General features: G+C 69.0%; 18 protein-coding genes and 2 pseudogenes. 11 read left to right on the top strand and 9 right to left on the bottom strand.

The window, feature by feature from the left end; translation table 11 throughout:
* Positions 1 to 139 precede the first annotated feature (139 nt).
* On the bottom strand, positions 140 to 1,507 hold the full coding sequence (locus tag DK389_RS04390; protein WP_109887622.1) for a serine hydrolase: 1,368 nt from the start codon (positions 1,505 to 1,507) through the stop codon (positions 140 to 142).
* Positions 1,508 to 1,733: 226 nt separating this feature from the next.
* Between DK389_RS04390 and DK389_RS04385 the strand changes: the two genes are divergently transcribed.
* Positions 1,734 to 3,008: a multidrug effflux MFS transporter gene (locus DK389_RS04385; protein ID WP_109887620.1), complete on the top strand. Its 1,275-nt coding sequence runs from the start codon at positions 1,734 to 1,736 to the stop codon at positions 3,006 to 3,008.
* Between the two features lie 78 nt (positions 3,009 to 3,086).
* On the top strand, positions 3,087 to 3,662 hold the full coding sequence (locus DK389_RS04380; protein ID WP_109887618.1) for a DoxX family protein: 576 nt from the start codon (positions 3,087 to 3,089) through the stop codon (positions 3,660 to 3,662).
* A 121-nt stretch (positions 3,663 to 3,783) separates the two neighbouring features.
* On the opposite strand, the gene DK389_RS04375 is transcribed toward DK389_RS04380, so the two are convergent.
* Positions 3,784 to 5,196, bottom strand: coding sequence for a DHA2 family efflux MFS transporter permease subunit (locus DK389_RS04375; RefSeq protein ID WP_109887616.1), 1,413 nt, complete (start codon positions 5,194 to 5,196; stop codon positions 3,784 to 3,786).
* 328 nt (positions 5,197 to 5,524) lie between these two features.
* On the opposite strand from DK389_RS04375, the gene DK389_RS04370 reads away from it, so the two are divergent.
* From DK389_RS04370 to panE, 4 genes are all read left to right on the top strand, one after another.
* Positions 5,525 to 6,406 (top strand): DUF3313 domain-containing protein, encoded by an 882-nt coding sequence (locus DK389_RS04370; protein ID WP_109887614.1) that lies wholly within the window; start codon positions 5,525 to 5,527, stop codon positions 6,404 to 6,406.
* A gap of 179 nt (positions 6,407 to 6,585) precedes the next feature.
* Positions 6,586 to 8,079, top strand: a complete 1,494-nt coding sequence (gene guaB / locus DK389_RS04365) for an IMP dehydrogenase (RefSeq protein WP_109887612.1) — start codon at positions 6,586 to 6,588, stop codon at positions 8,077 to 8,079.
* 68 nt (positions 8,080 to 8,147) lie between these two features.
* Positions 8,148 to 8,579 carry an MAPEG family protein gene (locus DK389_RS04360; protein ID WP_109887611.1) on the top strand — a complete coding sequence of 144 codons (432 nt, stop codon included), beginning with the start codon at positions 8,148 to 8,150 and terminating at the stop codon, positions 8,577 to 8,579.
* Between the two features lie 72 nt (positions 8,580 to 8,651).
* The gene (panE, locus tag DK389_RS04355) at positions 8,652 to 9,602 is read left to right on the top strand and encodes a 2-dehydropantoate 2-reductase (RefSeq protein WP_109887609.1); all 951 of its coding nucleotides are present in this window, start codon (positions 8,652 to 8,654) and stop codon (positions 9,600 to 9,602) included.
* A 7-nt stretch (positions 9,603 to 9,609) separates the two neighbouring features.
* On the opposite strand, the gene DK389_RS33335 is transcribed toward panE, so the two are convergent.
* Positions 9,610 to 9,783: a hypothetical protein gene (locus tag DK389_RS33335; protein WP_194075158.1), complete on the bottom strand. Its 174-nt coding sequence runs from the start codon at positions 9,781 to 9,783 to the stop codon at positions 9,610 to 9,612.
* 151 nt (positions 9,784 to 9,934) lie between these two features.
* Here DK389_RS33335 and DK389_RS04345 point away from each other — a divergent pair, with 151 nt between their 5' ends.
* Positions 9,935 to 11,233, top strand: coding sequence for an RsmB/NOP family class I SAM-dependent RNA methyltransferase (locus tag DK389_RS04345; protein WP_109887606.1), 1,299 nt, complete (start codon positions 9,935 to 9,937; stop codon positions 11,231 to 11,233).
* 49 nt (positions 11,234 to 11,282) lie between these two features.
* Here DK389_RS04345 and DK389_RS04340 read toward each other — a convergent pair whose 3' ends face one another.
* Positions 11,283 to 11,510, bottom strand: coding sequence for a hypothetical protein (locus DK389_RS04340; protein ID WP_109887604.1), 228 nt, complete (start codon positions 11,508 to 11,510; stop codon positions 11,283 to 11,285).
* A 265-nt stretch (positions 11,511 to 11,775) separates the two neighbouring features.
* Between DK389_RS04340 and guaA the strand changes: the two are divergent.
* Both guaA and DK389_RS04330 read left to right on the top strand, forming a co-directional pair.
* A pseudogene (gene guaA, locus DK389_RS04335) lies at positions 11,776 to 13,259 on the top strand (glutamine-hydrolyzing GMP synthase).
* A gap of 300 nt (positions 13,260 to 13,559) precedes the next feature.
* Positions 13,560 to 15,353: a DUF4214 domain-containing protein gene (locus tag DK389_RS04330; RefSeq protein ID WP_162560490.1), complete on the top strand. Its 1,794-nt coding sequence runs from the start codon at positions 13,560 to 13,562 to the stop codon at positions 15,351 to 15,353.
* Positions 15,354 to 15,377: 24 nt separating this feature from the next.
* On the opposite strand, the gene DK389_RS04325 is transcribed toward DK389_RS04330, so the two are convergent.
* Positions 15,378 to 16,370, bottom strand: coding sequence for an IS481 family transposase (locus tag DK389_RS04325; protein ID WP_109887600.1), 993 nt, complete (start codon positions 16,368 to 16,370; stop codon positions 15,378 to 15,380).
* Between the two features lie 424 nt (positions 16,371 to 16,794).
* On the opposite strand from DK389_RS04325, the gene DK389_RS04320 reads away from it, so the two are divergent.
* On the top strand, positions 16,795 to 18,039 hold the full coding sequence (locus tag DK389_RS04320) for a DUF4214 domain-containing protein (RefSeq protein WP_109887598.1): 1,245 nt from the start codon (positions 16,795 to 16,797) through the stop codon (positions 18,037 to 18,039).
* Between the two features lie 49 nt (positions 18,040 to 18,088).
* Here DK389_RS04320 and DK389_RS04315 read toward each other — a convergent pair.
* The 4 genes and pseudogenes from DK389_RS04315 to DK389_RS04300 form a co-directional block, all read right to left on the bottom strand.
* Positions 18,089 to 19,323: pseudogene (locus DK389_RS04315) on the bottom strand (class I SAM-dependent methyltransferase).
* A gap of 162 nt (positions 19,324 to 19,485) precedes the next feature.
* Positions 19,486 to 21,210 carry a glycosyltransferase family protein gene (locus tag DK389_RS04310; RefSeq protein ID WP_109887597.1) on the bottom strand — a complete coding sequence of 575 codons (1,725 nt, stop codon included), beginning with the start codon at positions 21,208 to 21,210 and terminating at the stop codon, positions 19,486 to 19,488.
* Entirely contained in the window at positions 21,114 to 21,824 is a 711-nt protein-coding gene (locus tag DK389_RS04305) for a hypothetical protein (protein WP_109887595.1), read from the bottom strand. Before DK389_RS04305 ends, DK389_RS04310 begins: the two co-directional genes overlap by 97 nt.
* Positions 21,821 to 23,092 (bottom strand): hypothetical protein, encoded by a 1,272-nt coding sequence (locus DK389_RS04300; protein ID WP_109887593.1) that lies wholly within the window; start codon positions 23,090 to 23,092, stop codon positions 21,821 to 21,823. The genes DK389_RS04305 and DK389_RS04300 overlap by 4 nt, the downstream gene beginning before the upstream one ends.
* A gap of 286 nt (positions 23,093 to 23,378) precedes the next feature.
* Here DK389_RS04300 and DK389_RS04295 point away from each other — a divergent pair, with 286 nt between their 5' ends.
* A complete protein-coding gene (locus DK389_RS04295; RefSeq protein WP_109887591.1) occupies positions 23,379 to 24,386 on the top strand; it encodes a hypothetical protein in 1,008 nt (335 codons plus the stop codon).
* Positions 24,387 to 24,689 lie beyond the last annotated feature (303 nt).

Raw genomic sequence — 24,689 nt, 5'->3', positions numbered from 1 at the left:
CGGTGCGGCCCCATCTCAGGATGGGCAGACGCCGCGGATCGTGGCGATGCGATCCTCTCGCGCCGAGCCGCAGCCGACATGAGACGCGGGCATGTTAGCGCCGAAGAGGCACCGTGGCGATGCCCGTCGATCCGGCCGATCAGTGCTGCGCCTCTCCCTCGATCCGCTCGGCGAGCCGGTCCGTGCCGTCCTCGCTGAGGATCAGGCCGGTGGGGCGGCCATCGGGCTCCGTGTCCATGGTGATGCGGGCATCACGTTGCCGCGAGAGGAAGGTTCGGTCGCCTTCCGGCACGAAGGGCACGGCGGATTGGCCTGCCACCGCGACGAGGAGATGGTCGCCCTCGCGCACCAGCGTGAGCATGCCACCTCCCTCCAGGCGGTAGCGGCCCGCGTAGCGATCCATGATCTCGGGCTCCAGCACGATCTCCGGCTGCGGCTCGGGAATGCCGAACCAGAGCGCAGCGATCTCGCGGGCGAGCGTCTGAACGGGGGCGGTCTCGGTGTTGGCCAGCACGAGGACGACGAGGTCGTCGTCGGGGTAATTGTCCTTGATCGTCAGGAAGCCGTTGATGTTGCCCCCATGCGACCAGAGCCGGCGCCCGTGGGTGCTGCCGAGGAACCAGCCGAGCCCGTAGCCGAAGCCGTAATCGGTGAACATGGCGCGGCGCGACGCCGCCGAAATCACCCGGTCCGAGAACAGCGCGCGGTCCCAGGCGAGGAGGTCGTCGAGGGTCGAGTAATGGGCGCCTGCCGCGTAGGGGATGCTGGAGGCGATCGGATTGGCGTTGCGCCAGCGCCCGTTCGCGTGCCGGTAGCCGGAGGCGCGCCGTGGCAGGATCGCGGTGGCGTCGTCGTAGCCGGTATCCGCGAGCCCGAGCGGCGCGAAAATCGCGTCGCGCAGGTAGCGCTCGTAGGGAAGGCCCGCGGCGGACTCGATCGCGAGCCCGAGCAGGATGTAGCCCGTATTGTTGTAGTCGAAGCCGCAGCCCGGCTCGAACAGGAGCGGCTTGTCCGCGGTCAGCGCAACGATCGCCTGCGGGCTCATCTCCAGGCGCTGAATGCGCGCGTAATAGTCGGGGAGGTTCGTGTAGCTCGGGATGCCCGACGAGTGGTTGAGGAGCGTGCGGATTGTCACGTGCTCCCAGGCCGCCGGCGCCCGCGGGTAGAAACGGCCGATCGGATCATCGAGCGAGAGCTTGCCCGCCTCGGCGAGCTTGAGGATGGCCGCCGCCGTGAACTGCTTGGTGATCGATCCCACCCGAAATCGCGTCTGTGGCGTGTTCGGCACGTCCCATTCGCGGTTCGCGAGTCCGTAGGCCCGCCGGAAGACCGGCTCGCCGCGGTGGGCGACGAGGATCGCCCCGGAGAACAGCCCGTCCGCCGCGAGTGGACGCACGAGCGCCTCGGTCTTCTCGGCGAAGCCCGCACCGCCGGCCGCATGCGCCGTCTGGGTCAATAGCGAGGCCCAGCCGAGCAGAAGGAACGCGGCGAGGCGGACGCTGTGCATGGTGGCTCTCCAACGAGCGGCGGTGCCGGTTCGCGCCGCGCGGCACGAACCGGGATGGGATGAAGCCTCAGCCTCCATTGCGGCGCAAACACGTCCGTGCGCGCGCGCACATCGGCGGCCTGCCGCGCGGCTTTACCGGGCGGGCGACGCGCATCTGCCCCCGTAGAGCGCCGATCCGGCCGCCGGCGCGTTCACCCACTCAGAGCATCCGCCTCGAAGGCCGCCCGTGACCGCACCGTTTCGCCATCCCGCGCCCGAGGCTGCGCCCGTCCGCGACGCGCCTCCCTGGTCCGGCCCGGGTTTCGCCGAGTTCGTCGCCATCGTCGCGCTGATGATGGCGGTGACCGCCATCTCGATCGACAACCTGCTGCCGGCCTTCCCGGTGATCCAGGCGCGTTTCGGCATCACCGACCCGAACAGCCTCCAGCTCCTCGTCTACGTCTACATGATCGGGTTCGGGCTCGCGCAGATCGTGTACGGGCCACTCTCCGACGCGCTGGGGCGACGGCCGGTGCTGCTCGTCAGCCTCGCGATCTACGTGGCGGGGTGCTTTCTCGCCATGCTCGCTCCCTCATTCGGCTGGCTCCTCGCGGCACGGGTCATCCAGGGTCTCGGGGCGGCGGGCGGTCGTGTCCTCTCCACGGCGATCGTGCGCGACCGTTTCGCCGGGCGCGAGATGGCGAGCGTGATGTCGCTCATCATGATGGTCTTCCTGATCGTCCCGATGATCGCGCCCGCGATCGGCGGCATGATGCTGTCGCTCGGCTCGTGGCACTACGTGTTCGTGTCGATGCTGGTGCTCGCCGCCATCCTCGTCGCCTGGTTCACGGCGCGCATGCCGGAGACGCTGCATCCCGAACATCGGCGGCCGCTGTCGCTTCGGGCGACGGGCGACGCGCTGGCGACAACCATCCGCAATCGCACGGCAATCGGCTACGCCACCGCGCTCGGACTGCTGACGGGCTGCATCATGGGCTATGTCGGCTCCGCCCAGCAGGTGTTCGACACGGGGCTCTACCACCTCGGCAATCTGTTCCCGCTGGCCTTCGGCGCGGTTGCCGGCGCGATGGGCGCGGCGACGCTCGTGAACGCGCGGGCCGTGCGCCGGCTCGGCATGCGCCCGCTGTCCCATGCGGGGCTCATCGCCTTCGTCACGGTCGGCCTCGCTCAGGTCGGAATCGGTCTCGCCTATCACGGTCACCCGCCGCTCGCGCTGTTCCTCGGCGTACTCGCGCTGAACCAGTTCCTGATCAGCTTCGCGATGCCGAACTTCAACGCGATGGCGCTGCAGCCCCTCGGTGCGATCGCCGGGACCGCCTCCTCGATGCTCGGCTTCTACACGACGATCCTCGGCGCGTTCTGCGGCTTCCTGATCGGGCAGTCGTTCGACGGCACGACATTACCGGTCGGCGTCGGCTATGCGGGGCTCGGGGCGCTCGTCCTCGTCGTCGTCGCCTGGACCGAGCACGGGCGACTGTTCCGGGGCGGCGTATCCGGTTGAGAACCCCACAACCTTAACCCGGTCTTCACGTGCGCCCGCGAGCCTGCGGGCACCCCTTCGAGACCGGAGCCTCTCCCCGTGATCGCCCGCGCCCAGGACGGATTGCTTCTCACCTCGCGCCTGCTGCTCGCGGCGGCGCTTCTCCCGACCGGGATCGCCCGGGCGCTCAACGTTTCGGGGTTCGCGATCACGCTCGCGGGCGCCGGACTGCCGGCGCCGAACGCGCTCGCGACCGCCGCGGTGATCGTGCAGGTGTTCGGACCGCTCGCGCTGATCCTCGGCGTCCTGCCCCGTCTCACCGGCCTCGCGCTGGCGGCCTTCGCCGCCGTGATGGCGTTCCTGCTCCACCCGTTCTGGCATTTCATCGGCGCGGCGTCGGTCGCCGAGCGCACCCTGTTCCTGGCGGATCTGGGCCTCGCCGGGGGCTTCCTGATCTACGCGCTGATGGGCCCCGGCGCCTGGAGCTGGCAGGGTTGGCGGAGCGGGCGCGTGGCCGCGAAGCCGGCCCCCGGCAAGGCCGCCCCCGGCCGAAGCGCAACCCTGGCGGGCGTGCCCCCGCCCGCGCGGCGGCCTGAGCCGGCCGCGCGAATCCGCCCGGCCCGCCTGCGTCGGCAGCAGGCGCGTGCGATCATGAAGTGGACGCGGAGACGTTGATCGCGATCATCGATCGCCGCGAGCAGGGAGTCGCCATCCTCATCCTCGGGCCGTCGCGGGCGCGGGGGTCAGGGCAGGGCCGCGCCGGAGGCGATCACCATCCCGTGGCCGGCACCCGCGCCTAGCGCCCCGGAGAGGCGGCCTTCGGGACGAGGCGCTGCCCGGAGACTTCCGCGCCCGCGTCCGGCGCGAGCCGGCGGAAGGCGAGGACGGAGGCGCCGGAGATCAGCGCCACCGTGAGGAAGGCCGGTGCGAAATCCTCGGCGCGGATGGCGCTTCGTCCGTGCCAGCCGGCGGCCGCCTCCAGCGCCAGCGCGCCGATCGTGACCCCGAGGCTCAGCGAGATCTGCTGGGCGACGCTGGCGAGGCTCGTGCCCGCGCTCATGTCGCGGGATTCGAGGTCCGCGTAAGCGATCGCGTTGACGCAGGTGAACTGAACCGAGCGCAGGCAGCCGCCGACGAAGAGCAGGGCGACGATCAGCCAGTGCGGCGTCTGCGCCGTGAAGAGGCCGTTCACCGCGAGGAAGCCGGCTGCCAGAACGGCGTTCGTCACCATCACCCGCCGGAAGCCGAAGGTGCGCAGGATGCGCGGGCCGACCGTCTTCACGAACATGGCACCCGCCGCAGCGGCGAAGGTGATGAGGCCCGATTGCAGCGGGTCGAGCCCGAAGCCGATCTGCAGCAGCAACGGCAGCAGGAAGGGGATCGCGCCGGTGCCGATGCGGAAGAGGCTTCCGCCGATGACGGAGGCCCGGAACGTGGGATGGCGGAACAGGTCGAGCCGCAACACGGGATGCGCCACGGCGCGGGAATGCCGGAGATAGAGGACGAGGAGCGCGGCGCCCACGCCGAGGCAGGTCCAGCTCAGCCAGTCCGGCAGGAGATGGCGCCCGGTCGAGGCGAGGCCGAGCATCAGCGAGGCGAGCCCGAGCGACAGCATCAGAAAGCCCGAGAGATCGAGAGGCGGGCGCTCCGGCTCGCGCAGATCCTCGAAGAAGGCCGTCGCGAGCGCGATCCCGATCAGTCCGATCGGAATGTTGATCAGGAAGATCCAGCGCCAGTCGAGCCAGGTGGTGATGAGGCCGCCGAGGGGCGGGCCCATGATCGGACCGATCAGGGCGGGAATCGTGAGGTAGGCGAGCGCCGTGACGAGTTCGGCCTTCGGCACGCTGCGCAGGATCACGAGGCGTCCGACAGGCACCATCATCGCTCCGCCGATCCCCTGCAGAAAGCGCGCGGCGACGAACCAGCCGAGCCCGTTCGAGGCGGCGCAGGCAAGCGAGCCAGCCATGAACACCATGAGCGCCGCCCGGAAGATCGTGCGCGCCCCGTAGCGATCCGCCATCCAGCCGCTGATCGGAATGAAGATCGCGAGGCTGACGAGATAAGAGGTGAGCGCGAGCTTGAGGGCGATCGGGTCCTCGCCGAGGCTCGCCGCGATGGTCGGCAACGCGGTCGCGATCACCGTCGAATCGGTGTTCTCCATGAAGAGGGCGGTGGCGACGACGAGGGGGACGATTCGGGACGGGCGCATCGGGCGGAGAATGGTCGAAGTCGGGGCGCGGTTGCGGGCAGGCGGCTTCGGGCCGGGGCAGAGGACGCGCGAGGGCGCGGGATGAAGCAGGGTGGTCGAACGTATGTTGCTGGTTCGTGTCGCTCGGGCCACAGGGCGAGCCGTAAGTGTTTCGTTAACGGCGAATCCCGTTCCGGGCGAGGGTGAAGGCGCTTAAGCTACGCCGCAACACGCCGGCCTGCCGCCGCCGCTCCAGCCTCCACTGCGCGACGGGCCCTCGCCCTGCGCCGCGGGCCGGACGCGCCGTGGCTGTCGCCGTCGCACGAGATCTCGCCGCGAAAGTGACAGGATGCCTCTTCGGCTGACACCGCCCCGCTCTCTGCCCCGCCTCGCCGCCAGCATCGGTATTCTCACCGCGCTCGCCGCCTGCGGCACGGTGCTCCTGAACGAGACCGGATCGCTGACCCGCTACGACCGGCTCGTCTCGAGCGAGGAGACGGCGAGCCGCGCCAAGATCTATCTCGATCCCGCGGCCCTGCCGCAGACCCGCACGGTCCGCATCATCCCGACCGAGTTCTCCGAGGCCGTGGCGCCTGGCCTCACGCCGGTGGAACGCAAGCTCGTCGCGAACGCCGCCGATCGCGCCCTCTGCTACGAGCTGTCCCTGCGCTACGACGTGGTCTCGACCCGCAAGGCCGACCTGACGATCCGCGCGGCCGTGACACGCGCCGAGCTGACGAACGTGCCGGCCGCCGGCGCCACCATCGCGACCTCGGCCGCCGTGACCATCGCCTCGCAGGTCGGTGTCGGCTTCGCGACCGCCGTGGGCCGGGTGCCGATCCCCCGTCTTCCGATCGGGCTCGGCAGCCTGACCGTCGAGGCCGAGGCCCTCGACCGGCGCCGCGACCAGCGGGCCGCCATGGTCTGGGGTGGAGCAGCCAATTCCTTCACGAACCAGGCGCGCGTCTCCCCGGCCAGCGACATCTACGACCTCGCAGGCGAATTCGGGCAGGATTTCGGTTTCTTCCTCGCCACCGGCCAGGACCCGTTCAAGGCGGCGCTGACGCTCCCGACCTACGACCGCGTCCGCATCACCGTGCTCGGCGAGGCGCCGCTCGACCCGGATTGCGAGGCCTTCGGCCGGGCGCCCGGCATCGACGGCATGATCGGCGACTATATCGGCCTGCCGCCGGATTGGACCGACAAGGGACCGGCCGCTCGTTCGAACTGAGGGCGGGGCCGCGGCCAGCTGCCATGCGGCCGGCGCAGGGCGGGGCTGAGTGTTTTCCTGTTGCCCCGCGTGCGTCCCGCTTTGCGCGGGCTTGCCCCGCATGATACTGGCCCGTGCCAACCCAGTGACGCCGTTTTGCCGAATCCGGCCCGGCGCGATGCCCGTGAGGTAGTTGGCACATGGCCCGCATCAGCTCCGAGTCCATCATCGAGGGCCTGACGTTCGACGACGTTCTCCTGCGGCCCGCCGCCTCCTCGGTGATGCCGACCGAAGTGAACGTCGCGACTCGGCTCACCCGCACGATCTCGCTCAACCTGCCGATCCTCGCCTCGGCGATGGACACCGTGACCGAGGCCCCGATGGCCATCGCCATGGCGCAGAACGGCGGCCTCGGCGTCATTCACCGCAATCTGGAGCCGCCGGAGCAGGCCGAGCAGGTCCGCCTCGTCAAGAAGTACGAGTCGGGCATGGTGCTCAATCCCATCACCATCCACCCGGACGAGACGCTCGCCGACGCCTTCGAGGTGATGAAGGCGAACCGTATCTCCGGTATCCCGGTGGTCGAGCGGGGACCGAACGGCTCGCGCGGCAAGCTCGTCGGAATCCTGACGAACCGCGACGTGCGCTTCGCCACGAATGCCGGCCAGCCGGTTGCCGAGCTGATGACGCGCGACCGCCTCATCACCGTCCGCGAGGGCGTGACGCAGGACGAGGCCAAGCGTCTGCTGCACCAGTTCCGGATCGAGAAGCTCCTCGTCGTCGACGATCATTACCGTTGCATCGGCCTGATCACCGTCAAGGACATCGAGAAGCGCGTCGCCTACCCGAACGCCGTCAAGGACGAGCAGGGCCGGCTGCGCGTCGCCGCCGCGACGACGACGGGCGACGGTGGCTTCGAGCGGGCGGAGCGGCTGATCGATGCCGGCTGCGACGTGATCGTGGTCGACACCGCGCACGGCCACTCGATCAAGGTTCTGGAGAGCGTGCGCCGGGTGAAGCAGCTCTCGAACGCGGTCCAGGTGGTAGCCGGCAACGTCGCCACGAAGGAGGGCGCGCAGGCGCTCATCGACGCGGGCGCCGACGCCATCAAGGTCGGGATCGGCCCGGGCTCGATCTGCACGACGCGCATCGTGGCCGGCGTCGGCGTGCCGCAGCTCACCGCCCTCATGGAGGCGGTCGAGGCCGCGCACGAGGCCGACGTGCCGGTGATCGCCGACGGCGGCATCAAGTACTCGGGCGATCTCGCCAAGGCGATCGCGGCGGGCGCCTCGGTCGCCATGCTCGGCTCGCTGCTCGCGGGCACCGACGAGGCGCCGGGCGAGGTGTTCCTCTACCAGGGCCGCTCCTACAAGAGCTATCGCGGCATGGGATCGGTGGGCGCCATGGCCCGCGGCTCGGCCGACCGCTACTTCCAGGCCGAAGTCAGCGAGACCCACAAGCTCGTGCCCGAGGGTATCGAGGGTCAGGTGCCCTACAAGGGCCCGGTCGCCGCGGTGCTGCACCAGCTCGTGGGCGGCCTGCGCGCCGCCATGGGCTACGTGGGCGCCGCGACGGTGCCGGAGTTCCAGGAGCGGGCGCAGTTCATCCGCATCACCAATGCGGGCCTGCGCGAGAGCCACGTCCACGACGTGACCATCACCCGCGAGAGCCCGAACTACCCGAGCCGCACCTGAGGCTGACGACGATCCCGTTTCCGCTCAGGTGAGACGGCGCCCGATCGTGGGCGCCCACGGACTTCCGCATGACCGTCCAAGCCATTCTCGCGCCCGTCTTCGTGCAGGTGCTGCTCGTCTTCATCCTCATCGGCGTGATGGGGCGGCGGCGCTTCGCCGAGATCGGGGCGGGGCGCGTGCGGATCGGCGACATCGCGCTGGGCGAGCGCGCCTGGCCGCCGAAGGTGCAGGCCGCTGCCAACGCCTTCTCGAACCAGTTCGAGATCCCGGTCCTGTTCCTCGCCCTCGTGCCGCTGGCGCTCTACACCCGCAAGGCCGACCTCATCTTCGTCGTGCTGGCCTGGATCTTCGTGCTGTCGCGCTGCGTGCACGCCTACGTCTTCATCACCGCGAACCACGTGCCGAGCCGCTTCCGGGCCTACATGGCGGGCGTCGTCGTCCTCGGCGCGATGTGGCTCATCTTCGCCTGGCGCATCCTCTTCGCGCCGCTCGGGCCCTGACGCTCCGTTGCATCCGCGTCTCGTCGCGCGCATGGAAGGCCGCCTTGAGGGTCTGAGAGCGGGAGTGGAACGATGCGGGTGCTCGTGGTGGGAGCGGGGGCGACCGGCGGCTATTACGGGGCACGTCTTGCCGAGGCGGGGCGCGACGTCACGTTCCTCGTGCGCCCGGCTCGGGCGGAGAAGCTCCGGGCCGAGGGCCTGTCCGTGCGGAGCCCACTCGGCGACGCGCACATCCCCGCGCCCGCCGCGATCACGGCCGACGCGTTAGCTGCGGGGAAGGGGGGCCGCTTCGACCTCGTGCTGCTCTCCTGCAAGGCCTACGATCTTGAAGGCGCGATCCGCGACGTCGCGCCCGCTGTCGGACCGGACACGAACGTGCTGCCGATCCTCAACGGCCTGCGCCACCTCGACGCGCTCGATGCGCGCTTCGGCTCCGAGAGGATTCTCGGCGGCTCCTGCTCGATCGTGGCGACGCTGGGCGGTGCGGGCGAGATCCGGCACATGAGCGAGTTCTGCACGCTGACCTACGGCGAGCGCGACGGTACGCGCTCGGCGCGCGTCGAGGCGATCGACGCGCTGATGCAGGGCGCGCGCTTCCAGCCGAAGCTCAGCGCGGCGATCCTGCTCGAGATGTGGGAGAAGTGGGTCTTTCTCGCGACGCTGGCCGGCAGCACCTGCCTGATGCGCGGCAGCATCGGAGACATCGTCGGCGCGCCGCGCGGGCGAGACTTCGTCGAAGGGCTCTACGCGGAATGCGTCGCGGTCGCTGCGGCCGCCGGCTTCGAGCCGCGGGCCAAGGTTGCGGCCCAGGCGCGCTCCATGCTCACGCAGGAGGGCTCGCCTGTCACCGCCTCGATGCTGCGCGACATCGAGGGCGGTGGCCGGATCGAGGCCGACCACATCGTGGGCGACCTGATCGAACGGGGCCGGACCGCCGACCTGGACGCCGCCCGCCCGCATCTCGAGCGGGCTTACACCCACCTGAAGACCTACGAGGGGCGGCGCACCCGCGAGGCGAGCTGAGCGCGCCTCAGTAACGTGGACCGGGCGGCGGGGGAGGCGGGTTTCCGTATTCGAGCTGAGTCTTGGCGTCGACAGGTCGGCGCGGCGGCGGCGTCAGGTCGGGAGCGGCCGGTGCCGTCGAGCAGGCGGCGACCGCGAGAGCCAGGAGACCTGCGACGGCGAGATGGATGACGGGCGACATGGCTGACTTGATGGCTCCGGCGTTGACGAAGGGCACGCCCTCGCGTTCTGACGCGGGATCGCGCCGGAAGCTCGGCCGTAATGTGGCCCGCCTGGGCGCGAAGCGTGGCCGCATCGCGACAGCGTGAATCGTTTCTGAAGGAGAGTTCGACCTGACCCCCGCCGCCCGCTGCTCCGCCGCCATCGAGATCCTGGCCGATATCGCCGGGCGCCGCCGGCCGGCCGCCGATGCCCTCAAGGATTGGGGTCTCGCCCATCGCTTCGCCGGCTCGGGTGATCGCGCGGCGATCGCGAGCCTCGTCTACGACGCGTTGCGCCGGCGCGCGTCCGCCGCCTGGATCATGGACGATGACAGCCCGCGCGCGGTGCTCATCGGCTCGCTGCGCCTGCAGCAGGGCCTCGCCGCGCCGACCATCGCCGGCCTCTTCAGCGGCGAGCGCTTCGCGCCGACGCCACTCACCGCGGCGGAGCGCGAGCGGGTAGAGATCGGCAGCCTCGCCGAGGCGCCGCCGGCGATCGCGGGCGACGCGCCCGAATGGGTGCTGCCTTCGCTCCAGGCCGCGCTCGGTGAGGCGCTGCTGCCGGAGCTTCGCGCCCTCGGCCGCCGGGCACCGCTCGACATCCGCATCAATACGTTGAAGCGGAGCCGCGCCGACGCCCTCGTCCCTCTCGGCCATCTCGCCGCCGAGCCGACGCCGCACGCCCCCCACGGGCTCCGCATTCCGATCGGCGCCGACGGGCGCGGCCCCGCGCTTCATGTCGAGCCGGAATTTCTCGAGGGGTGGTACGAGATTCAGGACGAGGGCTCGCAGATCGCGAGCCTGCTCGCCGGCGCGCGACCCGGCGAGACGGTGGTCGATCTCTGCGCCGGGGGAGGGGGCAAGACGCTGGCCCTCGCGGCCGAGATGGGCAATCGCGGCCGCCTCGTCGCAACGGACGGCGACCCGCGCCGCCTCGCGCCGATCCACGAGCGCCTGCGCCGGGCCGGCGCCGAGGCCGAGGTGCGCACGCCGCGCACCGGACGCGCCCGCGCCGACGTGCTCGACGATCTCGACGGCACGGTCGATCGCGTCGTCGTCGATGCGCCCTGCACCGGCACCGGCACGTGGCGCCGCAATCCGGACGCGAAGTGGCGCCTGCGTCCGGGCAGTCTCGCGACCCGGCTGACCGAACAGGCGGCCGTTCTCGACCGCGCGGGCCGCCTCGTCCGTCCAGGCGGACGCATCACCTACATCACGTGTTCGATCCTGCCGGAAGAGAACGACGGCGCGATCGCCGACCTGCTGGCGCGAAGCGGGGGCGCCTTCGCGGTGGTGCCGGCGCGGAGCGTGGCGGAAACCTGTCTGCCGTCTGTTGTGGGGTCCGTGCGTCTCACGGAGCACGGGCTGCAGATGAGCCCGGCGCTGACCGGCACCGACGGGTTCTACGTCGCGACCCTGGTGCGGTCCTGAAACGACGAATGGCCCCGGAGCGGGGCCATTCGCAGATCGTGGAACGGTCTTAGAAGCAGCGGCGGCGGCGCTCCACCACCATGCGGCCGTAGGGGCCGCGGCGCTTGACCACGACCGTCTTGCAGCGCGGACCGCGGATCACGGTGCGCGAGACCACGCGCGCCTGCTCGATGCCGCTGGCCGGCGCGACGAGCGGACCGCCCGCGACCGACAGAGCGGCCGCGGGGGTGATGCCGGCGAGCGCGATGGCGGCGAGTCCGAGGATCGTTGCTCTCATGACGTGAGGCTCCTGAGCGTGTGGACGGGGCGGCCCGTTTCGCCGCCTGGGCGTGAACATCCTCTTAACGGTGCGGTCCTGTTCCGAACAGGCGCTGCCGCGAGCCCGATCCCCAGCCTTCGACCACGTGCTTCCCAGCCCTGCGGACGCGCGCGTTGCACGGGCGCGGGCGCTCGTCTAACTGCAGGCCATGACGACCACCGACCACGACAAGATCCTCATCGTCGATTTCGGCAGCCAGGTGACGCAGCTCATCGCCCGCCGCGTGCGCGAGGAGGGCGTCTACTGCGAGATCGTGCCCTTCACGAAAGCCGCCGAGGCCTTTGCCGAGACGAAGCCGAAGGGGGTCATCCTCTCGGGCGGTCCGGAATCGGTGACGACCGAGGCCTCCCCCGGGCGCCGCAGATGGTGTTCGAGTCCGGGGTGCCGGTGTTCGGCATCTGCTACGGCCAGCAGACCATGGCGGCCCAGCTCGGCGGCGAGGTCGAGGGCGGGCACCATGCCGAGTTCGGCCGGGCCGAGATCGAGATCCTGGCCGAGTGTGCGCTCTTCAACGGCGTCTGGCACGCCGGCGAGCATTACCCCGTCTGGATGAGCCACGGCGACCGGGTCACCAAGCTGCCGGACGGGTTCACGACCGTCGCGATCTCGAAGAACGCGCCCTTCGCCGCGGTGGCGGACGAGGCGCGCAGGTTCTACGCGGTGCAGTTCCACCCCGAAGTGGCCCATACGCCGCACGGAGCGCTACTCATCCGCAATTTCGTGCGCGACATCGCGGGCTGCTCCGGCGACTGGACCATGGGCGCCTACCGCGAAGAAGCGATCGAGAAGATCCGGGCGCAGGTCCGAAAGGAGCGCGTGATCTGCGGCCTGTCCGGTGGGGTCGATTCGGCCGTGGCCGCGGTCCTCATCCACGAGGCGATCGGCGAGCAGCTCACCTGCGTGTTCGTCGACCACGGGCTGCTGCGCGCGGGCGAGGCCGAGGAGGTCGTGGGCCTCTTCCGCGATCACTACAACATTCCGCTCGTCCATGTGGAAGCGCAGGACACCTTCCTCGGCGCGCTCGAGGGCGTCAGCGACCCGGAGGTGAAGCGCAAGACGATCGGCCGGCTCTTCATCGACGTGTTCGAGGCGGAATCGAAGAAGATCGGCGGTGCGGCCTTCCTCGCTCAGGGTACTCTCTACCCGGATGTTATCGAGAGCGTCTCGTTCACGGGCGGCCCCAGCGTCACGATCAAGAGCCACCACAACGTCGGCGGTCTGCCCGAGCGCATGAACATGAAGCTCGTGGAGCCCCTGCGTGAGCTGTTCAAGGACGAGGTGCGGGTGCTCGGCCGCGAACTCGGCCTGCCCGACGCCTTCGTCGGCCGGCATCCGTTCCCGGGACCCGGCCTCGCGATCCGCTGTCCTGGCACGATCACCGCCGAGAAGCTCGACGCGCTCCGGAGGGCCGACGCGATCTACCTCGAGGAGATCCGCAAGGCGGGCCTCTACGACACGATCTGGCAGGCCTTCGCGGTGATCCTGCCCGTCAAGACGGTCGGTGTGATGGGCGATGGGCGCACCTACGACCACGTCTGCGCCCTGCGCGCCGTCACCTCCGTCGACGGCATGACCGCGGACTTTTATCCCTTCGACATGGCGTTCCTCGGCCGGGTGGCGACGCGGATCATCAACGAGGTGAAGGGCATCAACCGCGTCACCTACGACATCACCTCGAAGCCGCCCGGCACGATCGAGTGGGAGTGATCCCGAAGGCGTACGGCGCCGAACGGCGCCGCGCCGGAGGTGCTGTTGTCCCCAGGAATCCAAGCCGCCGCGCTTGAAATTTACCTTAACGAAGCTTGCCCGCCCGCCGTGCGGATCCATTCCTGGCTCCGATTTTAACGGACTGTTAAAAGGGAATGGCGCGGCGGAAGACGAGACGCGGACATCCGCCGACGCATATCTGGGCATGGACCGGACGAGGCCGGCCGCGAGCGCACCCGCTTGTCGGCCTCGATCGTTCGCGCCCCGGTCCCGCCTGATGGTCTCGCGTGGAGCATGGCTGTGACGCCCTCTGAGCTCGACAACCTTTCCCCGTTCGCCTTGATCGCGGACGTCCACGGCGCGTCCGCTGTCGTCGAGACGCGCGCGGGCACAAGCTGGGGCCTGGCCGAGTACGGGACGCTGCGCGACGCCTTCGTCTTCGCCGATGCGAACGGCAACGGCATCCACGATGCCAACGAGGTGTCCGCCACGACGGCTGCGGCGGGCCATTTCGACTTCCCGGCGCCCGGTGCCGGACGGCTGATCCTGACCGGCGGCTTCGACACCGCGATGGGCCTCGGCACAGACGGCTCCCTCGCCGCGCCCGCGGGCTCCCTTGTGATCAGCGCGCTCACGACCCTCCTCGACCGGATCGCCGTCGCGAAGGGCGGCGACCTCGCCGCCGCTCAGGCGGTCCTGCGCACGGCGGCAGGCATTTCCGTGGACGCCGACGTGATGCGGCTCGATGCCGTGGCCGGGGTCCAACTCGGGCAGGCCTCGGTGGCGTCGGTCTACGCGGCGGACGCGATCCTGCGCGACACCATTACGCTTCTTCATCAGGCGGGCGCGACGGCCGACGTCTACGCGGTGCTCACCGCGGATCCGGCCTTGCTCGCGCGGATCCTCGATCGTGGCGATGCCGACTGGACGACGCGCTACGAGGCGCTCCTGGAACTCGCGCGCGATGCGGGGGCCGCCGACCTGCGGGCGTCCGGCTTCGCGGCCGTCGCCGCCGCGAGCAACGCGCTCGTCGCAGCGACCACCTTCGAGACATCCGATCCGCTCGCCTATCTCACGGCGATCGGTGCGATCAGCCGGACGGCCCAGGGCGAGACCGCGCGCGACCTTCGCGCCGCGGGCACCGACGCGAATGCCATCCTGGACACCGTCCGCGCCTATACCGGAGAGCATCTGTCCGCGGCCGTCTCCGCGAACCTCTCGAAGGTCGGCCCGTTCCCGATCCCGATTGGGACGGCCGTGCTGGGCGACGGAACCGTCGCGACCCCGTTCGACGGGCATTCTCCCTCCGAGCCCGCCCAAGACACGAGCGCGCTGCTGTTCGGGACCTTCGCCGGTTCGGTCCACGAGGCAGGCGGCCAAGTCTACGCGATCTATCAGGCGGTGCTCGGGCGGGCGCCCGACACGCTCGGTCTCGAGTACTGGGCCGACGCGCTCGAGAAGGGGCTCTCGTCCGCGGGCCTTGCCAAGGCGCTGCTCGCCTCGAGCGAGTATCATGCGCTGGCCGCGACGAGCGGTGCCCCGGGGTTCATCGAGGATCTCTATCACAACGTCCTACACCGCGGCGCCGACGCGACCGGGCTGCAGTTCTTCATGGACGCGCTGGAGCACGGGGCGACCCCTGCCGACATTGCCGCGGGGGTCGCCACCTCCGCCGAGGCGCAGACGGTGCTCGGCCCCGCCTTCGCGGGCGGCCTGTTCGTGCCTAACAAGGCCGCCGCCGACGTCGCCCGGCTCTACTACGCGACCCTCGGGCGGGCGCCCGACGCGGACGGGCTCCGCTCGTTCACCATCGCCAGCGAAACGGGCCTCTCCAAGAGCGGGGTGGCGAAGGTGATGCTCGACTCTCTCGAGTTCGGCTCCCGCTTCGGCGCCCTCGATGCGAGCGAATTCGTCGATCACCTCTACGTCGGAGCCCTGGGGCGCCACGCGGAGGCGAGCGGCTTTCAGTTCTGGACGGACGTGCTGAAGCACGGCGCGTCACACGCCGACGTCGCCGTCGCGATCACCGACAGCGCGGAGGCGTTCGCCTATCACGCCGCGCATATCGAGCAGGGTTGGCATCTCGCCGCCTGAACAGGACGCGGCGGCACGCTTTGTCTAGGTGTTTGGTCCCGGGATTTGGTGGTGCGGGTTCTGGGTGAACCTAGAGGGCTCCTCCGTCCAAGCTTTGCAGATAGCTTCGTAGGGCGTGAGGCCGCGTAGCGTCTTGAGGCGGCGGGCGAAGTTATAGGCGGCCACGAAGTCGGCGAGGTGCTGCCGAAGCTGACTGTGGCTGTCGTAGTAGAAGCGCTTGACGGTGGCGTCCTTGATCGTGCGGTTCATCCGCTCAACTTGACCATTCGTCCAGGGATGGCGCGGCTTCGTGAGACGGTGCTCGATGTTGAGGTCGGCGCAGGCGCCCTCAAAGGAGTGGCAGCGGAACAGCACCTTCTCGGCGCGCATCGCTCTGATCTCTTCCGGCGTCCAAGTGTTCCCGGACGGCTCGGTGAAATGCGTGCCGTTGTCGGTGAGCACCGTGTGGATCTTGTAGGGAACGGCGGCAGCAAGGGCCCGCAGGAAGTTGCCGGCGACCCGGCGCGTGGCCTTCTCGTGCAACTCGGCGAAGGCGAACTTGGAGGTCCGGTCGATCGCCACAAGCAGGTAGAGTCGGCCTTCTTTGGTGTGCACCTCGGCGATATCGATGTGGAAGTAGCCGAGCGGGTAGCGCTTGAATTTTGCACGTAGCGGCTTGTCGCCATCCACTTCGGGGAGCCGCGAGATGCCATGGCGCTGCAGGCACCGGTGCAGGCTTGAGCGTGTAAGGTGCGGGATCGTCGGCTGCAGGGCGTAGAGGCAGTCGTCGAGTGGCAGCAGGGTGTGCCGGCGAAAGGCGACGATCACCGCCTCGTTCTCGGCCGTCAGCACCGTAGACCGGTGTTCCGTTGGCCCCGTCTTCCGGTCAGCCACCGAGGACCGCTTCTTCCACTTCGCGACGGTCTTCGGGTTGACGCCGTAACGGGCCGCCAACGCCCTCAGGCTCGCTTGACTATGCTGTATCGCTCGACGGACTGCCGCTGTCGTCGTGGCGCTCCCGTGCTGAACCTGGCCCATAGCGCGTCCTTCCACTCTCGTGAGAAAACTGCACCATCAAACCCTGGGATCAAACATCTAGGCGGGGCGCCGCCGGTCGCAGGGGAACCATGCTCTCGCAGCGAGCGGCATTCTGCTGCGTGCCGCCTTCTGCGGGCGCCACTGTCGACCTGTATCTTTGCTCAAACGCGGAGTATTCTGCTGTATTTCATCGCAATATATCTCAAATCGCCCAACACGAGTGAAATATATCCGGTATGAGATATGTTAATACGATCTGCATAATCCGAAATTACTCGATCTTAGCCCTAATTATTCCTAACAGCTGACATTCGGAACCCAATACTCTCCGGTCGTGGATTAGCCTCGCGCAATTGCACAGGGCGCGTCGCGGGGACTTCATTGCGGTCTTTCAAAAGGCCCACGAGCGCTGGGAGTGAGCTTTATGGCACATGCCGTTGACGGGACCCTGAACGATTGGACGTTGGCTGAGCGGCTCGACGATGCCCGCACCGGCGTCTCCAATTACGCCCTCTACGCCACGCTGGAGAACGACCAGTACGTCTTTGCCATCCAGTCCCCGATCGCCATCGGCGTGAACACCACCCTGTGGCTGAACACCGATCGCAACGAGAGCACCGGAGCCGAAGCCTATTCGGGAGCCGGCACGGGCGCGGAATACTACATCAACGTCGAGCCCGACGGGACGCCGCTGCTCTACACCTATCACGGTGCCGGGCAGAACCCCACGATCACGCCGGTGACTTTCGTCTACGGCGCGAACAACCTGACCTTGGAGATCGCCGTTCCGGTGAGCGCTCTCGGCGGCGCCGCCTCCGGCCTCGACCTGAAGGTCGACGTCAACAACGCCACCTTCCTCCCGTTCGACTACAACCTGTTCAAGTACAGTGTCGCACCGAACGGCTATTACGGCCTATTCGGCGACGCGACGCATGATGTCCACAGCTTGGGCGGCCAGGTCTACGCCCTCTATTCCGGGCTTCTCGGGCGCGCGCCGGACACGCTCGGCCTGGAATACTGGGCGGACCAGCTTGAGCATGGCGCCTCGGCGCGGACGCTCGGCGATCTCCTGCTCAGCTCTCAGGAAGGTCAGGCGCGCGCCGGAGCGCTCGGAAACTCCGATTTCGTCCAGCAGCTCTACCAGTCGACTCTCGGCCGCCCAGCGGATGCGGACGGCCTCAATTACTGGACCGGCCAGCTCAACGGCGGCGCTGCCCGCGTCGATGTCGCGAGCGGTTTCGTCTTCTCCGACGAGCACCTGAGCAGCTTGAAATCGGTGTTTGACACCGGACTCTTCGTGCCGGACAAGCAGGCTGCGGACGTTGCGCGCCTGTACTACACCATGCTCAACCGTGCGCCGGATGCGAGCGGCCTCAAGTACTGGGAGTCCCAGCTCGACCACGGCGGCTCATTGAGCAGCCTCGCTCAGGCGTTCCTCGGCACTCCGGAGAACCAGGCGAAGTACGGCTCGATGGCGAATTCGGATTACGTCGACGCGCTCTACATGAACGCGCTCGGCCGCCACGCAGAGACGGACGGGCTGACTTACTGGACCACCCAGCTCAATGGCGGTACATCGCGCGCAGATCTCGCGGTCCTGCTAGCCGACAGCGCAGAGGCCCACAGCGTCCACCTCGCGCAGGTCGAGCAAGGCTGGTTCCTGAGCTGAGCGCGGCTCCGACCCCGTGCGCGGCTCCCCGCACGGGGTCGAGGCTCCGTCAGATGATCTCGATCTCGGGGAAGGGGAAGATGAACTTCCCGCCCTGGGCGCGGAACTCCTGCTCGCGCTGCAAAATACCTTCCTTGAAGTGCCAGGGCAGGACCAGGAAGTAGTCGGGCTTCATGGCCCGCGCCTCTGCCTCCGAGATGATCGGGATGTGCGTACGGGGGTGACACGCCCGAATTTCTCGGCGTTCACTTCCGCGATGGCCGAGACTTCCTTCTCCGTGATGCCGCAGAATTGCAGGGTGACGTTACCCTTCGTCGAGGCCCCGTAGCCGAGGACCTTCTTGCCGTCCGCGGCGAGCGCCCGCAACAGTCGGGTCAGGTCGGCCTTGTGCCGGAACACGCGGTCCTCGAACTCCCGGAACGGCCGCACAGTGTTGAGACCCATGCGGTCTTCCTGACCGAGCAGCCACTCGATCACGGCGTCGTTCGCCTTGTGCGGGGAGGTCAGCGGTGCAGCGGTCACGGCGAAGCTGCCGCCGTTGACGCCGTTCATCTGCACGTCGAGCACTTTGAGCTGCGCCGCATCGAGGATCTTCTGCACGACGCCCAGCGAGTAGTATTCGAGGTGCTCGTGGCAGATCGTGTCGTAGGACACGGTGCGGAGCATCGCCGGCATGTAGCTCTGCTCGAAATGCCAGACGCCGTCGGGCGCGAGAACCGAAGCGATGTCGCGGGCGAAGGCGATCGGGTCGTCGAGATCGTAGAACATCGCGATCGACGTGACGATCTTGGCCTGACGGTCGCTGGCCTTCCGGAAGTTCGCCGCGGAGAAGAAGTCCGAGACGAGCTGGACATCGTCCGGATAGTACTGGCGGAACTTCGCCCCCGTCGGGTCGATGCCGATGCGCCGCACACCCGAGATCTGGTACGCCCTGAGGGAGGTCGCGTCGTTCGAGCCGATGTCGAGCACCGTGTCGCCGGATTTCAGATCGACGAATTTCTCGAGAAAATCGATCTTTTGGGTGAGATGCTTGACCATCGACGCGTTGAGGCCGGACCGATAGCCGTAATTGTCGCCGTACATCTCGGACGCGTCGTAGGTGTGCGCGAGCTGCAGCAGCCCGCTATCCGGGCACCAGACCAGTTCGAGGGGCCCTTCCGTTACGGCCTCTCCCGGCGCGGGGAAGACGCCTGTCAGCTCCTGCTGACCGAGGTGAAGAACCGGGATCAGGTTGGGCGACCCGCTGACGCGACATGACTCGATACGTTTGTAGGATCCGCGCATTAACAGGCCTCCTGTGGGGCTCGCGCCGTACTGGTTTCGGGCCCTGTATAGCTACAGGTTGAACTGGATCGTCAACCTGAGAGGGCCGGTTCGAGGGCGCGTCCGCGCCCCGTCACCGCGCTGGCCCTATTGGGAATCCGGCCGCGGCCGGACCGCCGATGTTTACGCGACGAAGGAGACGGCGTCCCGGCGCTCGACATCGAAGCCGAGTTCCTGGAGCAGGAGGCGCGCGTAGCGGTCGCAGCTATGGTCGGCCGCGTAGGCGCGCGCCGCTTGGAGCGGGCGGTGCGTGTGATCGCCGGCCTGGAGGATCCCGAGCACGGCCTCGGCGATGTCGACGGGCGTGTTCGTGTCCGGAATGGCACGGACGAAGCCCGGCGCCTCCATGGCCTGCGCGAGGTGCGCGTTCGCGACCGTGGGCAAGGCCGCGGAGATGCAATCACTCAACGCGCCGGACAGGCCGCCCATCTTGTAGGTGCGCAACTGGATGCCGATGTCGGCCTCCTCCAATCTCAGCCGGTAGGCGTCCTCGCTCACGAATGTGTCCGAGACCTCTACGGCATCGCCGACGCCGAGATCCGCTGCGAGCGATCTCATCCTGTCGCGGAGCGCCGGCTCGGCGTAGCCGCAGAAGGTCAGGTGCGCGCCGATCCCCCAGCGGCGCAGCATCTCGACCGCCGCGATGATCCGATCGGGCGCCTTGTCGTCACTAACGTAGCCGAAAGTCACCAGCGCGACGGGCGCATCTGCCGCGCGGCGCCGCTTCTCCGGCGCGGGCGTCTTCCGGTACTGGGCGAAGGGCAGCACGAAGGGCGTGGCGCGATAGTGCCGCCCGATGAGATCCGCCGTCAGGCGCGAATGCACGAACAGCGGATCGGCGGCAGCGGCGATCTCGGAGAGGAACAGGATGGGCAGCGCGTCCTGGTTCTGCATCCAGGTCGCGACAGCCGCCGCGTCCGCACCGCCCTCTCCCTCGGCGCGCGCCACCTGCAGGGTTCGCTCTAGACCGAGACAGCCGAGGTAGAAATGGAGCATGCGCGCATCGTGCGCGATGGCGGCGCCCCCGCGCTCCAGGAGATACCGGTAGATTGAGAGGTGATAGCTGGAATTGCCGAGGACGGAGATCACGGCGTCGAACTGACCCCGCATCACGTAGGTTTGGCTGACCGGGCTGACGGACCGGTAGGCTCGGCTCGTCCGGGGCGAGACCGTATCGGTGAAGACGTGAACATCGGCGTGGTCTGCGAGAGCGGCCAGGGTCGCCGCCGAATAATCGGCCACGCCGGATCGGGACGGTGGCAGCGGCGTCAGCACGGCGATCTGCGGGCGCGCGAAACCGATGCGGGAAGAAGCGGAGAGCGGTGCGCGCGTCGCGCCGATGATGCCCTCCACGACGCGATGCGCGAGGGCGTCCGCGGTGAATGGCTGCACCATCTCGCTCTGCGCGTCCCGCAGCCTTTCCCAGGAATCGCGTTCCTGTACCGCCCGCTCGAGGAGGGCCTGAAGCGCGTCGGGCCGGTCCGGCGCGAACCGGTGCGCGTCCGGACCGATCACCTCTCGGAGAGTCGGATAATCCGGCGTGATGACGGGAGTTCCTGAGGCCGCGCTTTCCAGCGTCTCGAGAAGAGACCGGTCTCCACTCCCGCAGGGAACCGTGAGAATGGCGGCGTCGAGGTCCTCGCGCGTCGGCTCGGCGGCGTGGAAGACGAGGTTGAGCGGCTGCCCACCGGCCCGCGCGTAGGTAGTGCGCAGATCTGCCCGCCGCCCCCAGGTGAGCTTCTCCCGGAAGATCAGCGGTACGGGCGGCGAATGAAGCGCGGTCGCCCGTGCGTGCGCCCGCAGAAGCGTCTCGATGCAACCGAGCGGGTCGCCGGCACCGAGAGCCAAGATGCCGCCGCGATCTGAGCGGGGCCGCGGCGCGCGCCCGGGTTCGGCGATAAACGTTGCCCGCGGCGCCGTCCCAGCGGCGAACGCGGCGGGACCCGGGGGCCGAGAGCCTGCGCCAGCAGCGCCTTGGCGTCGGAGGACAGCGTCGCGACGCAATCGTAGGCTGCCAGCCACGCGACGGCGGCGAGGGTGCGCGCGCGCGCGACCTGATCGTGAAGACGCTCCGGGTCCGAGAGGATTGAGACATCGGTGCACAGCGCGATCGTGCGAATCCGGGCGTCCCGGATCAGGCTCTGCAGCCAGAGCGGATCATGGATCATCGGTGACAGGGCAATGAGCCAGGCACCGTCGCCGGCGACCTGCTGCGGCATCGGCGACGTCTCGTCGAACACCGAGGCGCTGTCGCCGGCGAGGGGAGGCAGAGACGCGTCGACGAGCGCGACCATACGCGGCGCCGGTCCTTGCCAGCCATGCGCCCCGAGCGCCGACAGAACGATGCGCCCGTGCAGGGCCGACAGGCTCGCCTGCGAGGCAGGCTCTTGAAGCGCGCGCGCGTCGACCAGGATCCGGGCGGGCGTGGGGCGCGATGCCGGAAAAGGCGGCACCTCGCTCATCTGACGGATCCGTCCAGACTCGGGCAGAGGGTGGCCGACATCAGGAGCGCGCGCGCGGCAGCCTTGAGGGCGGCGGGCTCGGTGCTCGGCGCCACCGGACCGCCGAGCTGCAGCCGAGATCCGGAGGCAAAGAGACGCGCGGACACGAAATCCTGGATCATGGACACGACTTCCGCCAGGTCGCGCAGAACGGGCGGAGGGCCGCTGTCCGCGGGCTGTCCCCACGCGGGGAGGCGGTCGCGCACGCGCCCGAGGAATTCGGGGCTCTCGATCAGCTCCGCGAGCACGGCCTCGGGCGAGGCGCGCGTGGCGAGATCGGCGAAATGGGCGAGGGCCTGCGGCTCGGGCTCGCGCTGGAGGAGCAGGCGGAACAGGCGCGTCACGCTCTCGGGCGCCTCGGCTTCGCGCCGCTCGGCCTCGGCACGGTCGCGGAACTCCTGGCTGTCGAGAAGCTCGGCGATGAGCCCCTGCAGGCCCGCCTCGCCCGCAAGAATCTGCCGGCCGTGGGCGAGGCCGTGCGGGTCCGGCACGCGGCCGAGGAGCGCGCGGTAGGACGCCGCGACCACGTTCGCATGGTGCAGGAGGAGCACGCGCCCGAGGAATTCGGGGCTCTCGATCAGCTCCGCGAGCACGGCCTCGGGCGAGGCGCGCGTGGCGAGATCGGCGAAATGGGCGAGGGCCTGCGGCTCGGGCTCGCGCTGGAGGAGCAGGCGGAACAGGCGCGTCACGCTCTCGGGCGCCTCGGCTTCGCGCCGCTCGGCCTCGGCACGGTCGCGGAACTCCTGGCTGTCGAGAAGCTCGGCGATGAGCCCCTGCAGGCCCGCCTCGCCCGCAAGAATCTGCCGGCCGTGGGCGAGGCCGTGCGGGTCCGGCACGCGGCCGAGGAGCGCGCGGTAGGACGCCGCAACCACGTTCGCATGGTGCAGGAGGAGCACGCGCCCGAGGAATTCGGGGCTCTCGATCAGCTCCGCGAGCACGGCCTCGGGCGAGGCGCGCGTGGCGAGATCGGCGAAATGGGCGAGGGCCTGCGGCTCGGGCTCGCGCTGGAGGAGCAGGCGGAACAGGCGCGTCACGCTCTCGGGCGCCTCGGCTTCGCGCCGCTCGGCCTCGGCACGGTCGCGGAACTCCTGGCTGTCGAGAAGCTCGGCGATGAGCCCCTGCAGGCCCGCCTCGCCCGCAAGAATCTGCCGGCCGTGGGCGAGGCCGTGCGGGTCCGGCACGCGGCCGAGGAGCGCACCGTACGTGGCGCGGACGAGATCGCCCGCCACCCACCGCCGCGCCCGGCGCTTGATGGCCCTCGCGGCCCATCTAACCGGCGATCGGACCGCCCTGGCCCAGCTATCGGATCTGGAGAGCTCACCACGACGCATCAGAAAAAATCCTCTGCCACACCGTCTTCCTTCGTGATTGTTGACCGAAACGTGCGGCAATCCACGAATCGGAAATTTGACCGACTTGCGCCCGCTAGGCTAGTCCAGATGACTGATCCGATCGGAGCCGGAGACGTCCGGAGCCTGACCATCCGCGACGCGTTCAATCGAGGCCGAGTCCGACGTGACGTTGCGCCTGCCGCGCTACATCGAACGCATTCGGCGCTGGGCTTGCGGATCGGAACAACCGCGAGCCCAGCGATCGATCGACTGCCTGTTCGTCAATCATTCCGGGGAACGCTGCGGCGTCTACCAGTTCGGTCGGCGTCTGTTCGATGCGCTGGCTACGACCGGTACGACCCTGACCTGGCATTACTGTGAAAGCGGCTCACGTGAGGAATTCGCCGCGCTTCTCGGTTCCGCGCGCCCGCGGCTTGTGCTGTTCAACCACCATCCCGCGACTCTCGCCTGGGCGGCCGAGGAGCGGCTCTGCGGCGACGCGGTCGCGACTTACGCGATCTGGCACGAGGGGAACGAGGCCAGCGCACACGGTATCGATCCGGCCCCGTTCGACTTCTTGATCTGCGCCGATCCGACCCTGGTGACGACAAATCCGCGGGTGATCGCCGCCCCACGCTTCATCCCGGATGGTCCTGCAGCGGTACGGGTCGAGAACCCCATTTTCACGGTCGGCTCGTTCGGCTTCGCGACGGCCGGCAAGGGGTTCGACCGGCTCTGCCATGTCGTGAACGCGCAATTCGATACAGCGCGGATCCGGATCAACATCCCAGCGCACGACCTGCCGGGCATGATCGAGGATTCAGCCCTGGCGAACATCATCTCCGATTGTCGGAAAGCGGTGACCAAGCCCGGCATCGGCGTCGAATTCACGCATGACTTCTTTGACGAGGAGGGATTGCTCGGGTTCCTTGCGAGCAACGACCTCAATGCCTTCCTGTACGACGACGTCTCCGGGCGCGGCATCTCGAGCTGCATCGATTACGCCCTGGCCTCCGGGCGCACCGTCGCGGTGAGCGGCTCATCCATGTTCCGAAACCTGCGCGAGGTACGTCCGTCCGTCTGCGTCGACGATCGGTCGCTTCCGGAGATCGCGCGGACCGGTCCCTCGGTCCTCGCGCCGCTCCGGCAACGCTACGCCCCCGCACCGCCGGGCAGGCATGGAACCGGCTGATCGCCGACGCCTACGGGGCCCGCTTTGGGCCGGTATGAGATGCCGAGGGCCGCGATAGGAGCGGATGCGCGGGCCGCGGCGTGAGGGTCGGCCCACCCATGCGCACCGTGGAGCCGCCGGTGGTGCTTCTCCGGTTGCGCACTTGCGGTGCGCGGGGCGAGGCCATTAAGACACCCCCCTGAGTTGTGGCAGACATTGCATCGTCGAGCACCGCCTGTCGAGATCGAGCCGAACCGATGCGCGCGACCGGCTCGCGAGGCAGGCGTCCTGACCGCACCGATGTTGGCAGGGTCTGATCGCACG

The organism is Methylobacterium durans (genome assembly GCF_003173715.1).
In the GTDB taxonomy this organism is placed as follows: domain Bacteria; phylum Pseudomonadota; class Alphaproteobacteria; order Rhizobiales; family Beijerinckiaceae; genus Methylobacterium; species Methylobacterium durans.
The sequence above is the reverse complement of the archived record's forward strand: the minus strand, read 5'-3'. Positions and strand labels throughout refer to the sequence as shown.